The sequence below is a fragment of the Vibrio sp. DNB22_10_4 genome (genome assembly GCF_052879755.1).
Genome location: NZ_JBNNXW010000005.1, coordinates 1 through 12,964 on the forward strand (window position 1 = coordinate 1; position 12,964 = coordinate 12,964).

Annotated in this window: 13 protein-coding genes and 1 riboswitch; of the genes, 6 read left to right on the top strand and 7 right to left on the bottom strand. The window is 45.5% G+C overall.

Translation table 11 applies throughout. The annotated features are described in order from the left end of the window. The 5 genes from ACVA6Q_RS13945 to ACVA6Q_RS13965 all read left to right on the top strand — a co-directional run. A partial coding sequence (locus ACVA6Q_RS13945; RefSeq protein WP_446647905.1) for a molecular chaperone TorD family protein occupies positions 1–248 on the top strand: 248 nt, incomplete at its 5' end. A gap of 360 nt (positions 249–608) precedes the next feature. After that, positions 609–1,613 carry an HTH-type transcriptional repressor PurR gene (gene purR / locus ACVA6Q_RS13950; RefSeq protein WP_353498332.1) on the top strand — a complete coding sequence of 335 codons (1,005 nt, stop codon included), beginning with the start codon at positions 609–611 and terminating at the stop codon, positions 1,611–1,613. 179 nt (positions 1,614–1,792) lie between these two features. Beyond that, positions 1,793–1,880: riboswitch (cyclic di-GMP riboswitch) on the top strand. 115 nt (positions 1,881–1,995) lie between these two features. Then, positions 1,996–2,586 carry a TfoX/Sxy family DNA transformation protein gene (locus ACVA6Q_RS13955; protein WP_353498331.1) on the top strand — a complete coding sequence of 197 codons (591 nt, stop codon included), beginning with the start codon at positions 1,996–1,998 and terminating at the stop codon, positions 2,584–2,586. Between the two features lie 120 nt (positions 2,587–2,706). After that, a complete protein-coding gene (locus ACVA6Q_RS13960; RefSeq protein ID WP_112462003.1) occupies positions 2,707–3,390 on the top strand; it encodes a TVP38/TMEM64 family protein in 684 nt (227 codons plus the stop codon). Further along, positions 3,391–3,723 carry a putative signal transducing protein gene (locus ACVA6Q_RS13965; RefSeq protein ID WP_446647906.1) on the top strand — a complete coding sequence of 111 codons (333 nt, stop codon included), beginning with the start codon at positions 3,391–3,393 and terminating at the stop codon, positions 3,721–3,723. Here ACVA6Q_RS13965 and ACVA6Q_RS13970 read toward each other — a convergent pair. From ACVA6Q_RS13970 to bioB, 7 genes are all read right to left on the bottom strand, one after another. Continuing rightward, positions 3,704–4,501, bottom strand: a complete 798-nt coding sequence (locus tag ACVA6Q_RS13970; protein WP_112462002.1) for an alpha/beta fold hydrolase — start codon at positions 4,499–4,501, stop codon at positions 3,704–3,706. The two genes, ACVA6Q_RS13965 and ACVA6Q_RS13970, sit on opposite strands and share 20 nt — an antisense overlap. A 147-nt stretch (positions 4,502–4,648) precedes the next feature. After that, positions 4,649–6,106 carry a glycogen synthase GlgA gene (glgA, locus tag ACVA6Q_RS13975; RefSeq protein WP_446647907.1) on the bottom strand — a complete coding sequence of 486 codons (1,458 nt, stop codon included), beginning with the start codon at positions 6,104–6,106 and terminating at the stop codon, positions 4,649–4,651. Between the two features lies 1 nt (position 6,107). Beyond that, positions 6,108–7,325: a glucose-1-phosphate adenylyltransferase gene (gene glgC, locus ACVA6Q_RS13980; protein ID WP_446647908.1), complete on the bottom strand. Its 1,218-nt coding sequence runs from the start codon at positions 7,323–7,325 to the stop codon at positions 6,108–6,110. Between the two features lie 563 nt (positions 7,326–7,888). Then, complete coding sequence (bioD, locus tag ACVA6Q_RS13985; protein WP_446647909.1) at positions 7,889–8,566, bottom strand: dethiobiotin synthase; 678 nt, start codon at positions 8,564–8,566, stop codon at positions 7,889–7,891. Continuing rightward, positions 8,563–9,366 (bottom strand): malonyl-ACP O-methyltransferase BioC, encoded by an 804-nt coding sequence (gene bioC, locus ACVA6Q_RS13990; RefSeq protein WP_446647910.1) that lies wholly within the window; start codon positions 9,364–9,366, stop codon positions 8,563–8,565. The genes bioD and bioC overlap by 4 nt, the downstream gene beginning before the upstream one ends. Next, a complete protein-coding gene (locus ACVA6Q_RS13995) occupies positions 9,367–10,521 on the bottom strand; it encodes an 8-amino-7-oxononanoate synthase (RefSeq protein WP_446647911.1) in 1,155 nt (384 codons plus the stop codon). Then, entirely contained in the window at positions 10,505–11,557 is a 1,053-nt protein-coding gene (gene bioB / locus ACVA6Q_RS14000) for a biotin synthase BioB (RefSeq protein ID WP_446647912.1), read from the bottom strand. Before bioB ends, ACVA6Q_RS13995 begins: the two co-directional genes overlap by 17 nt. A gap of 120 nt (positions 11,558–11,677) precedes the next feature. Between bioB and bioA the strand changes: the two genes are divergently transcribed. Further along, entirely contained in the window at positions 11,678–12,955 is a 1,278-nt protein-coding gene (gene bioA / locus ACVA6Q_RS14005) for an adenosylmethionine--8-amino-7-oxononanoate transaminase (protein ID WP_446647913.1), read from the top strand. The last annotated feature ends 9 nt before the right edge of the window (positions 12,956–12,964 follow it).

Genomic DNA, 12,964 nt, shown 5'->3' on the forward strand with positions numbered 1-12,964 from the left:
TTGCCATCGAACTCGATTTTCTAGGTAACCTTATCATCCGTTCGAACGAACTGGAGAACGACGCGCATATGAATGACGCACTGCACGAGCAAGCGGACTTCATCAATACTCATCTCATGAGTTGGTTGCCTCAGTTTGTTAAAAAGTGCCAACAGTTTGATGAATTTGGCTTCTACTCTGCTGCTGCAAGCCTCTTGCACGCCTTCTGTCTGTTAGACCTGACCTACCTTGCGGATGAAAACGACTAACTCCGATATCAACTGATAGGTGCGACACATACTAAAGGCGCAAACGTGGTTTTCAGTCATCTGAGTCAATTTTGCGCCTTAGTTATAAATTTGTGGGATAAATGATTGCCAGCTCACTAAGCTGCGACTACAATTCGCCGTTTAAATGCAATCGCCCATTGGTATTACAGAAAATCATCTCCACTTAGGTGGCAATATCGAGCTTTGAGCTCAATTTGTTGATTCTGCCTAGGCTTGCATACACTTGCCGGTTTCCGCTTTTACATCCGTTTATTCACAAAAGCGCTGGAACCACTAAAATTAAAGCGGCACAAACGTTTACTCACTAATTCAATAAGCCGCGACTAATAGGATATCACTATGGCAACCATTAAAGATGTCGCCCGACTTGCTGGCGTTTCCACGACCACAGTATCCCATGTAATTAATAAAACTCGTTTTGTTGCAGAAGCAACGCAAGAAAAAGTGATGGCGGCGGTCGATGAACTCAACTACGCGCCTAGTGCTGTTGCTCGTAGCCTGAAGTGCAATTCGACTAAAACCATTGGTATGTTGGTCACCCAATCGACCAACTTATTTTTCTCAGAAGTTATCGATGGCGTTGAAAGTTACTGCTATCGCCAAGGCTATACACTGATTTTGTGTAACACAGGTGGTGTTTACGAGAAGCAGCGTGACTACATTCGCATGCTGGCAGAAAAACGCGTCGATGGTATTTTGGTGATGTGTTCCGACTTGACTGAAGAGCTTCTTGAAATGCTTGACCGTCACGCAGACATTCCAAAAGTGATCATGGATTGGGGTCCAGAGAGCTCTCAAGCCGATAAGATCATCGATAATTCAGAGGAAGGTGGCTATCTAGCGACTAAGTTTTTGATTGAGAAAGGTCATACCGATATTGCCTGTCTAAGTGGTCACCTAGAAAAAGCGGTATGCCAAGAACGCATCATCGGCTATAAACGCGCACTGGCGGAAGCCGGCATTGAGATGAAAGAAGATCGCATTCTTGAAGGTAACTTTGAATGTGATACTGCGGTAATCGCCGCTAACCGCATCGCCGCAATGGAAGAGAGACCAACGGCCGTGTTCTGTTTTAATGACACAATGGCATTTGGACTTATGAGTCGCCTTCAACAGCTTGGTGTAAACGTACCTGAAGATATCTCTGTTATCGGTTATGACAATATTGAACTGGCTGAATACTTCTCGCCACCGCTGACAACGGTTCACCAACCGAAGCGACGTGTTGGTAAAAATGCCTTTGAGATTCTACTAGAACGAATCAAAGATAAAGGTCACGAAAAACGCATTTTCGAAATGCACCCAGAAATTGTAGAACGTGACTCTGTCAAAGCCCTAACCTAACGCTGACAAAAGTGCCGAAATCGGCACTTTTTTTTGATCTCTATTCAAAGTTTCTCCCTTCATCTGTCAATTTTTTATTCACCTTGAGGCACAAATAACCAAACATTATTTGAACCAAGATCACATTTCCTAAAATCAATAATCAATAACTTACATAGTTTTCCTATATGCTATATGTGTCACGCACAGGGCAAACCATCTGAAAGGGTGGGACGCAAAGCCACCGGCCTAAACCAATTTTTATTGATAGGTAGCGGGGTTGCCGATGGCAAGGGGAAAGACTCAGTTATAGCAGTGGCTTAACAGAGTTCTGACACCCGTTTGCTATACTCTCGGACCTGATTTTGGTGACACAATCAATAACACCGAGAAAAGAATAAGCATGGATAATCCTATACTAAAAGATTCAATGCAGTTATTCGCTCAGCTTGGAAGAGTAAAGTCTCGATCCATGTTCGGCGGATTTGGCATCTTCGTAGACGATACGATGTTTGCATTAGCAGTGAATAACAAATTACATATCAGAACTGACCGTCAGACCATTTCCACCTTTAAAAAGCTAGGTTACAAACCATACGTTTATAAAAAGCGTGGATTTCCCGTGGTAACCAAGTACTTCGCACTACCAGACGATTGTTGGCAAGACCAAGACGCTATCTTGACTCATGCTAAACAGGCGCTCGCGTTTGCAAAAACTGAAAAAGAGCAGCAGTCTGAAGCGAAGCCAAACCGATTAAAGGATCTTCCTAATTTACGACTGGCGACTGAGCGTATGCTTAAGAAAGCCGGTATCGAATCTGTGGGCGATCTACAGCAGCACGGCGCCGTTGAGGCATTTAAAGCCATCCAAAGAACCCACTCTAGCTCAGTTGGGCTCGAGTTACTATGGGCACTAGAAGGCGCCATCAACGGCACTCACTGGTCTGTGATACCACAAACCAAACGAGAAGAGCTTGCTAGCTTAATCAACTAACCCTTGGTTTTCCCAATAAAAAATCAGCCTTATGGCTGATTTTTTTCGTATTAGATGAAAGGAAAAGGTCACACTCCCTTTCTACTACACTAATACTAAGACACTACAAAGGATATCGTCATGAGCAAGAAGCTAATACTTGGATTAGTACTGGTTGCCATCATCGTATTTTTAGGCGTTAATTTTGGTCAACATCTTACGCTCGAAAACGCCAAAGCGCAGCAAGCCGCACTGGCTGAGTACATCGATGCCAATTTTGTTACTGCGGCACTCACTTACTTTTTTGCCTACATCGCGATTACTGCGTTTTCGATTCCAGGCGCTGCAGTCGTTACCTTGCTAGGTGCTGCATTGTTTGGTTTTTGGACAAGTCTATTACTGGTTTCTTTCGCGAGCACTATTGGCGCGACATTGGCGTTTTTGAGCAGTCGATTCCTACTTCGCGACTGGGTGCAGAGTAAATTTGGTTCTAAACTCGATACCATTAATAAAGGGGTCGAAAAAGACGGTGCCTTTTACCTGTTCTCACTTAGGCTCATCCCGGTATTCCCGTTCTTTTTGATTAACCTATTGATGGGTCTGACGCCAATCCGCGCATCAAAATACTACTTGGTGAGTCAACTTGGTATGCTGCCTGGTACGGCCGTGTACTTAAACGCAGGTACGCAACTTGCCAACATTGATAGCCTTTCTGGCATTGTATCACCGACAGTATTGGCTTCCTTTGCACTACTTGGTTTGTTCCCGCTCATCGCTAAATGGATCATGGCGCGACTGTCTCGCTCACCGCAGGTACAAGAATAGATGAAGATTTTTATCGGCAACAACCCACCAGAAACTCACATCGTGCAGCAGCAACTGGCTTCAGAGGGCATACATTGCGAAGTGCGCGGAGAGGGAGTATTTGGGCTAAGAGGTGAAGTGCCTTTTGACGAAAGCTCACTGCCTTATGTTTGGCTGTTCGATACTGAGCAATCAATGATGGCAAAAGCCATTATCAAGCAGTGGCAGTTAAAAAACCAATATACCAATCACGCAGATTGGCATTGCTTTGCATGTGATGAGCTCAATGAGGGACAGTTTGAGGTTTGCTGGAACTGTCAAACCCCAAAACAAGTTAAGATGCCACTGACTTGATGAAATCTATCGAGTGCTTATTGAACTCGTCTGGCCTTTCAACATTGCACACATGACCACAATCTTTAATCTCTAAAAGTCGGCTGGACTTGTGTTCAGCCACCATCTCTTTGACCGGCTTGATAAACATATAATCTTTATCACCCATCAAATACAAAGTTGGGATCGGCAACTCTCGATCTTTGAAGTAACGGTTAAGCGGATTCACTTCTGTTGTCAGTTGATACCAGCGCTTAAACTCTTTCTGACACAACTTCTTCGCTTCACGTACGAATAAGTGACGAGATTCTTTTTGACCCGGCTGTGGCATCACAATATAAGCAAATAGGCTGTATAACCACATGTAAGGGATCATGTGCTTACTCCAGTTGCCTATCTTCACCAAGATCTGCGAACGCGTGTTAAAACGCGTTACAGCGCCACCTAGCACCATAGAGCGAACTCTTGAGTGCGCGAGCTCCGCAATATTGCGAACGATGATAGTTCCTAGAGACATGCCAACAAAATGTGCTGACTGAATTTTCAAATGATCCAATACGCGCACAATGTCCATTGTCACCTCTTTAAAGGTGTACTTATTGGACATGATGTCTTTTAGAAACTGATTCGACTTACCGTGGCCACGAAGGTCTATAAACAACAGATTGAAATGTTCACGATAAGCACGGATTTGTTTGAACCAGATATTTGAACTACCGCCGGCGCCATGCACAAAAACCACCCACTCGTTACTGGTAGGGTGTTGATACGTTTTATGAAACAGCAAACTCTCTGACATAGTACTCAATATTCTTGATGCAATTGGAAGTAAGTTACCATAATTCGCCTAACGACAGGCAAAAACTATCGATGAATTTGGTAAAAATGATTAATAAGTGTAGCTAAAAATGAAAAAAAGCGGCGATTGCCGCTTTTTAAAGTGAGCTTACTGCTGACTGAGTGCCAAGTCATACATCTTAATGTATTCCTTCGCTGATTCAGTCCAGCTAAAGTCCTTACGCATTGAACGTAGCTGCATTTCATGCATTTGTTCAGGGTGCTGCAGATAAAATAGCAGTGCACGTTGCAGAACAATCAGCAATGCATCATGGCAGGGTTCATCAAAACCAAAACCCGTTGCATTCACTGGATCGTCATCAAAATCAATCACTGTATCTTTAAGCCCGCCCACCTTACGTACAATAGGCAAAGTGCCATAAGCCATACTGTAGATCTGATTAAGGCCGCACGCTTCAAACTCAGAAGGCATCAAGAAGAAATCCGAGGCAGCCTCAACTAAGTGAGCAAAGCGGTTGCTATAAGCTTCAACAAACTTGAGCTTGTCTGAAAACTCTTCAGCAAGGTCGTTCAAATGAGACGCGATTTGTGGCTCACCGGTACCGATAATCACTACCTGAACATCATTCTTTAGGAACTTGTCCAAAATTGGCAAGATATAGTGGAAACCTTTTTGGTGCGTTAATCGGCATACCATGCCCACCATAGGAACGTTGCGTTCAGGCAGTCCTAACTCTTGCTGAAGTGCTGTCTTAGAAGCGAGCTTCCCAGACAACATGCTTTCTAGCTCATCACCGTAGTTGGCAGGCAAAAACTCATCATGCTTAGGGTTCCACTCGGAATAGTCACAACCATTCACTATGCCATGTAAGTCTTTAGAACGATGAACAAAGTCGTCAACAAGACCATGAGAGCCTAGCGGCGTCACTAGCTCAGCGGCATAGTTTGGGCTAACCGCGTTGATTTTGTCCGCAAAGGCAATACCCGCACGCAGCGTACTCACCCAACCTTCACCATATTGCAGAAACTCCATTCCAGAGAGATGGAGCTCTGGAATGATTTCCAGCTGGCTGTATGAAAAGATGCCTTTAAAGATGGCATTGTGAACCGTCAGTACCGATTTCGTACCATCAAAGCGCGTGTCTTCGCCATAACGCGTTCTTAGCAGAAATGGGATGAGGGCTGTATGCCAGTCGTTAGCATGCACAACTGCAGGTTTGATACCAAGCTTTGGTAGAACGTCTAAACTCGCAGCAGCGAAAAAACCAAAGCGCTCGCCGTTATCTGCGTATGCTCGGTTATGCTCAGCGTAAAGCTCTGGGCGGTCGAAGTAGCGATCGCACTCGATCACGTATACTTCTACCCCATCGAGATAGGTTTTTTTAACTTGATAAGGCGTATGAGGCCAATGCTCCAGCTCAGTGGCAAGCACAAACTCATACTGATCCTTATTAGGTAATTTCTGATAGCCAGGTAGCGTAATCGCTACCTCCTTGCCAAGTTCTTGAAGCGCTTTCGGCAGAGCCTTGGCGACATCCGCCAAGCCTCCACTTTTAATCAGCCCTTGAACTTCTGAAACTGGAAACCATACGTCTATGTTTCTCATTCTAGAATCCAACTTTTGTCCCTTTTTTGATGACAACAATGCCACCTGGAGACACATGGAAACGCTTCGCGTCTAGCTCGAGATCCTCGCCGATCACAGTTCCAGGGGCAATTTCAACATTTTTGTCTATGATTGCGCGCTTGATTGTACAACCCGCACCAATCTTAACGTCACCTAGAATAACAGATTCACTCACTACAGAACCAGCAGCAATATTACTTCTAAAACCCAGTACCGATTTGTAGATAGAAGAACCACGAACGTAACTACCACCAGCAATTAAGCTGTCCGTCACTTTGATTTTTTGGTGCTCAGCATCGACAAACGTCGCAGGTGGCAAAGGCGGGTAATAAGTATGTAGAGGCCACTTACGGTTATAAAGCGAGAACTCCGGGTCTTCGTGGAGTAGATCCATGTGAGCAGCCCAGTAAGAGTCGATGGTACCTACATCGCGCCAATAAGTAGTATCCTTCTCACCACTAATTTTGTTCGTAGAGAAATCATACACATAAACACTGCCTTCAGGGAACATCTTAGGAATGATGTCTTTACCGAAGTCATGACTTGAGTTTTCATTCTCCGCATCGATGCGAAGCTCATTACACAAACTCTCTGCTTCGAAAATGTAGTTACCCATAGACACAAGCGCCATGTCAGGGTGGCCTGGTATCGATTTCGGGTTCTCTGGTTTCTCTTCAAAGCCGATCATTTTGCCATTTTCGTCCACTTCAATAACGCCAAACTCAGAGGCCTCGGCGAGTGGCATACGCAGCGCTGAAACCGTCAGCTTAGCTTCGGTACGTTTGTGGAAGTCCAACATCTGACGAATATCCATTTTATAGATATGATCAGAGCCGAAAATGCAGACATGCTCAGGGTTAGCCAGTTCAATGAATCGAACGTTTTGGTAGATAGCGTCGGCAGTCCCTTCGTACCAGCGCTTTCCGTCACGCATTTGCGCTGGGATTGGGTCAATAAATCTGTCGGTAATCCCCGTCAGATTCCAGCCTTTACGCATGTGTTGATAGAGAGATTGGGATTTAAATTGGGTAAGAACATAAATTCTCATCAAGTCCGCGTTAATAAAATTATTGAGCGCAAAGTCGATAAGACGGTAACTGCCTCCAAAAGGTACTGCAGGCTTACTGCGAGATTCCGTAAGAGGACGAAGGCGAGAACCCTCGCCACCAGCAAGGATCATTCCTAAAACACCAGCCATTGATTTCTCCGTTTTTATTTCAGCTTTCCATGTTGCTAGATACTTAGGTTGTATAATTGGGGGGTATCTAGCGTCGTTTTTAACGGATGACAATGTCGATTGCTACACCGATCATTCAAACGTTGAATCTTGTATACAATTCGTTTGAGAGGCCTTATTTTGCTTTTTTTTTGGCCTTATTAGCTCCATAACTTTCGTATGGTTTTTCACTAAATTATCGTTTTATAGCGAGATTACAATGTACTATCGCTCAATATTAAGCATTGAACCCAATTGCATTGAAACTCTTGTGCTTCGTCACAGAATGCCATACTGAGATCACCTGTTCAACACATAGGGTTAACATTGGATTCACTAAATCGCGTAAATTGATAAAACTTACTAAAAATCAGAAGACTAAAGTGATACGACCAGTTAAAAAGTTTAAAAAGTGTTGCATTTGATTAAAAGCCGGACTGAAGTTGATAAATTATGTATAAAATGAATACAAAAAAAGCCCCAAGCGTTAATTGATACGCAAGGGGCTTTTTAAAGCGCAAAGTGCTTGATTTGTTACTTGTTCATTAACGAATGACATCAAGATTAATATACTTGCCTAAATCTCGTTTCTTGCAGCCAGGCACATATGGAATTTCACCCAATTTCGGTGCACCCATCGAGCCTTCCAGCATCTCAATGATCTCAGCATAATGCTCAACGCCTGGGTTAACACGATTCGCAACCCAACCAACCAGCTCAAGTCCATCCGCTTTGATGGCTTCAGCAGTTAACATCGCGTGGCTCAAGCAACCCAGCTTGATACCCACAACAAGCACGACTGGTAACTTCTCTTGCTTAACCCAAGTCGACAAGCAATCGTCTTTTGATACCGGTACGCGCCAACCACCTGCGCCTTCTACCAGCACAAAATCACTGTTTTGTTTATGTTGCTCTAGCACGTTAGAGAGTACTTGGTAATCCACTTCAACGTCATCAGCAATCGCCGCGATATGAGGTGATGCTGGTAGAGACAACGCATACGGGTTGACGAGATCGTAATCAACATTCAGATTCGCTGCCTGCTGGAGATGCAACGCATCCGAGTTACGTAACCCCTGCTCGGTCTTCTCACACCCTGCTGCTACCGGCTTATACCCTATCGTCGTTTTTCCTTGTGCACCAACAGCACTTAATATCGCTTTTGATACAACGGTTTTCCCAACTTCAGTATCCGTACCTGCAATAAATAGTGCTTTCATCATAATGCAACTGATCCTAAACAAATTTGATAACTGGCGGGTAATAGGCCGTTTTGATTTGCGTACTGCTTGTATTCCAGTTCGAGCATCTTCAATGCACCTCGACTGGTAAACCCTTTGGAGCGACCTTCAACATGCGTTGCTCCAATTCCTTTTAGGTCTTTCATCAAACCAAAAGCGGTTTCATACCACATAACTATTTTCGGCAAGTCTAGTTGATGGTGGATGCACTCAGATTGCGCTAACGCAATTTTTACCTGATTGAGAGAGGTAAAGTCGTTGACATGTTGATATGCATCAATTTTGCCCCATGAACGCTTCAGCTCCAGTAAAGAGCCATCAAGAAGCGTTGAAAAATGTAGGCTTCCACCGGGTTTTGTCACTCGCTTCATCTCACTAAGCGGCACAGCTAAATCACTGCACCACTGTAATGCAAGGCTTGATATCACGATATCAAAACGATTGTCTTCAAATGGCAGCGCCTCTGCGTCAGCAACTTGGTAGTGAACTCGCTCGACACCGCAGCGCTGTTCGGCAACAGCAAGCATCTCACTGGACAAGTCAGCACAAACAAGGTTCGCTCCCCGCTCCAACAACGCTTTAGAACAATACCCAGTACCACAGCCTAAATCGAGAACACGATATCTTGTCAAATCGTTTGGTAGCAAAGCCAATAAACGATCAGCGACCAGACGCTGAAGTTCGGCGTGCTGGTCATAAAATCTAGCAGCACGGCCAAACGACTCCGATATCGCAGCTTTATTGGTCTGATAATTCACAAGATTTGCTAATACCTCTGACATTTAGCATCCCTCCGAATGTCGTTTTAAATTGAAAGCAAGTTTTTGAACGGCCTTCGCTTCATGGGCGGCTGATAGCGTAATCCTGAGTCGCGCCGAGCCTTTGGGTACCGTTGGCGGTCGAATGGCCGTCGTCCAACTCTGCTCACGCTTTAACGCAGCGCAAAGTGCTAAAACATCACTTTCTTCGCCAATCAGCCAAGGTTTAATTGGCGTTTTAGTGGCAACAAAACTTGCCGTTCCATTTAGCGTTTCATCATAGATAGCGCCGAGTTCAATCAGCTTTTCCCGGCGCCATTGCTGTGTTTGAATCATCGCGACTGCTTTGGTAATCGCCACAGCATGGGCGGCTGAAAACGCTGTTGAGTAAACGTAGTGACGCGCAAATTGAGTTAGGTAATCTTTCATTTCTCGTGAGCACAATATAGCGGCACCATTGAGGCCAAATGCCTTACCAAATGTCACGACCAGAATATCTGCGCGTTTACTTGTCATTCCGACTGCGCCATTGCCCTGCTCGCCAATCACGCCGATACCATGAGCATCATCAATCATGGACAACGCACCCGCTTGCTTGCACAGAGAGACAAAGCCATCAAGATCGGCAATATCGCCATCCATACTGAACACACTTTCTGTTACTGCCATCATGGGCTTATCGGCCTGCAGCAACTGAGCAAGGTGCCCTTGATTGCAGTGACGATAGCGTTTCATTTCGGCGTCACACAGCATCCCTGCTTCCATCAATGATGCATGGTTTAGTTTATCTTGAAGCAGCAAATCGCCCTTTTGCAGCAATGCAAAAACAACGGCTTGATTAGCGGCAAATCCGGAAGAAAAGAACAGCGCACTGTCATACCCTAGCCATTCCGTTAATGCAGACTCGAGGCTTTGATGCTGATTTGAGTAACCCGTAACCAGCGGTGATGCTGCGCTGCCAACGCCATAGTCACTTACGGCTTGCTGATAGCAAAGTTTGAGCTCATCACTCGCCGCTAAACCGAGGTAATCATTGGACGAGAAATTATCAAACCACTGACCATTGTTTCGAAAAACCGCTTGGTTGCCGCTTTCTAAGGCGATGACAGAGCGTAATAAGTCGCTCTGCTTTCTCTCTTCCAGCGCCTTATGAATGCGCTGATTAAACGCTAGCGTCATAAAATAGGTCGTCTTTGGTAGGACGTGCCGCGACTCGGCTCACCACTTGGTCAAGAAGATCGTTTTCTTGCACCTCATCCGGTTTTTGAGAGGTCTCTTCTCGGTTGATCCCGAGCTTTTTAAACAGCTGAAGATCTTTATCTTCATCTGGGTTTGGTGTAGTAAGTAGCTTACAACCATAGAACACAGAATTAGCGCCAGCCATAAAGCATAACGCCTGCATTTGCTCGTTCATGTCTTCACGTCCTGCAGAGAGACGAACCGCTGATTTAGGCATCATGATCCGAGCAATCGCAATAAGACGAATAAAGTCAAAAGGCTCGACATCATCCACTTCTTCAAGCGGTGTGCCTTTCACTTTAACCAGCATATTGATAGGAACACTTTCTGGCTGCACCGGAAGGTTGGCAAGCTCCATAAGCAAGCCCGCGCGGTCATTAGCACTCTCACCCATACCAATAATGCCACCTGAGCAGATTTTCATACCTGCGTCACGCACGTGACTGAGCGTATCCAAACGGTCTTGGTAGGTTCGGGTCGTGATGATATTGCCGTAGAACTCTGGGGAGGTGTCAAGGTTGTGGTTGTAGTAATCCAGACCAGCATCTGCAAGGTGCGTTGCCTGATCGGGCGTCAACATGCCTAGCGTCATACAGGTTTCTAGACCCATCTCTTTGACGCCTTTAATCATATCGGTGAGCAAAGGCATATCACGCTCTTTGGGGTTCTTCCACGCCGCCCCCATACAGAAACGTGTCGAGCCAGCATTTTTGGCTTTTTGCGCAGCATCAAGTACGCGCTCAACTTCCATCAAACGCTCTGCTTCAACATCGGTTTTGTAGCGTGCGCTTTGTGGGCAGTACTTACAATCTTCAGGGCAAGCACCGGTTTTAATCGATAACAGGGTGCTAACTTGAACATGGTTGGTTTGCTGATGTTGACGGTGTACAGTTTGCGCTTCGAACAATAGATCCATAAATGGCTTGTTCATCAGCTCTTGCACTTCGGCATGCGTCCAATCGTGTCGTACTTCCACAGTTAAATCCTTTGCTCTCATTGTTTTTAGTCTTGGCTAGTGTACCGACAAGCGATACACTGTCAACACCGACCACAAACACAAGTTTACACTTGATTAAAAGTTGAGCGACCGGATTTCATGGATTTAGATTTCGACAAAAAACACATTTGGCACCCCTACACTTCCACACTCAATCCCCTTAGTTGTTATCCCGTAGTATCCGCTAAAGGCGTTCATCTGACTTTGGAGGATGGAACAGAGCTCGTCGATGGGATGTCATCTTGGTGGTCGACCATTCATGGCTACAATCACCCTAAGCTCAATGCAGCACTGCAATCTCAGAGTGAACAAATGTCCCACGTGATGTTTGGCGGTATCACCCACCAGCCTGCCATTGACGTCAGCAAGAAGCTGCTTCAGCTTGCACCCGATAATATGGAGCACATCTTCTTGGCTGATTCGGGTTCGGTAGCGGTTGAAGTGTCACTGAAGATGGCGCTGCAATATTGGCACGCTCGTGGTGAGCGCAGGCCAAAGTTCCTCACTCTCTCCCACGGCTACCATGGCGACACGTTTGCTGCCATGTCAGTGACCGATCCGAATAATTCCATGCATAGCTTGTACAAAGGATTTTTGCCTGAGCATATCTTCGCTGACTCTCCAGAGATTGGGTTTTGGGACGAATGGAATGAAGCGGACATCCGTGATTTCAAATGCAAAATGGATACTCATCACTCTGAAGTCGCTGCGGTGATCCTTGAACCTATTGTGCAAGGGGCTGGCGGAATGCGTTTGTACCATCCTACTTTCCTAAAACGTGTAAGAGAGCTTTGCGATCAATATGGTGTCCTGCTTATTCTTGATGAGATCGCCACTGGCTTTGGCCGCACGGGGAAACTGTTTGCCAGCGAACACGCCAACATCCAGCCAGACATCATGTGTGTCGGCAAGGCTCTCACCGGCGGTTACATGACACTGTCAGCCACATTAACCAGTAAACACGTGGCCGATACGGTATGTGGCGGCGAAGCAGGCTGCTTTATGCACGGCCCGACCTTCATGGGTAACCCACTGGCTTGCGCCGTGGCAAGCGCGAGTTTAGATATTGTTGCGAGCAATGAATGGCAGTCTCAAGTGAGCAGTATTGAATCCCTGTTTGCAGAATTACTGCCTACACTAACACGCTATTCGAATGTAAAAGGTGTGCGTTGGTTGGGCGCAATCGGTGTGGTCGAAACCCAACAAGCGGTGAATATGGAAGTGATTCAGAAGCACTTTGTTGAGCAAGGAGTTTGGATACGACCATTTGGTAAACTCATTTACATGATGCCTCCCTACATTAGTCAGCCAGAGCATATTGAAAGGTTGGTGGCAGCAATCGAGACGGCTCTTGAAAATGAAGAGTGTTTTAACTAACACCAAAAG

Excerpts from the sequence above, each read along its gene's own strand:
- purR (WP_353498332.1), top strand. The coding sequence starts at position 609 with ATGGCAACCATTAAAGATGTCGCCCGACTTGCTGGCGTTTCCACGACC.
- ACVA6Q_RS13955 (WP_353498331.1), top strand. The coding sequence starts at position 1,996 with ATGGATAATCCTATACTAAAAGATTCAATGCAGTTATTCGCTCAGCTT.
- ACVA6Q_RS13960 (WP_112462003.1), top strand. The coding sequence starts at position 2,707 with ATGAGCAAGAAGCTAATACTTGGATTAGTACTGGTTGCCATCATCGTA.
- ACVA6Q_RS13965 (WP_446647906.1), top strand. The coding sequence starts at position 3,391 with ATGAAGATTTTTATCGGCAACAACCCACCAGAAACTCACATCGTGCAG.
- ACVA6Q_RS13970 (WP_112462002.1), bottom strand. The coding sequence starts at position 4,501 with ATGTCAGAGAGTTTGCTGTTTCATAAAACGTATCAACACCCTACCAGT.
- glgA (WP_446647907.1), bottom strand. The coding sequence starts at position 6,106 with ATGAGAAACATAGACGTATGGTTTCCAGTTTCAGAAGTTCAAGGGCTG.
- glgC (WP_446647908.1), bottom strand. The coding sequence starts at position 7,325 with ATGGCTGGTGTTTTAGGAATGATCCTTGCTGGTGGCGAGGGTTCTCGC.
- bioD (WP_446647909.1), bottom strand. The coding sequence starts at position 8,566 with ATGATGAAAGCACTATTTATTGCAGGTACGGATACTGAAGTTGGGAAA.
- bioC (WP_446647910.1), bottom strand. The coding sequence starts at position 9,366 with ATGTCAGAGGTATTAGCAAATCTTGTGAATTATCAGACCAATAAAGCT.
- ACVA6Q_RS13995 (WP_446647911.1), bottom strand. The coding sequence starts at position 10,521 with ATGACGCTAGCGTTTAATCAGCGCATTCATAAGGCGCTGGAAGAGAGA.
- bioA (WP_446647913.1), top strand. The coding sequence starts at position 11,678 with ATGGATTTAGATTTCGACAAAAAACACATTTGGCACCCCTACACTTCC.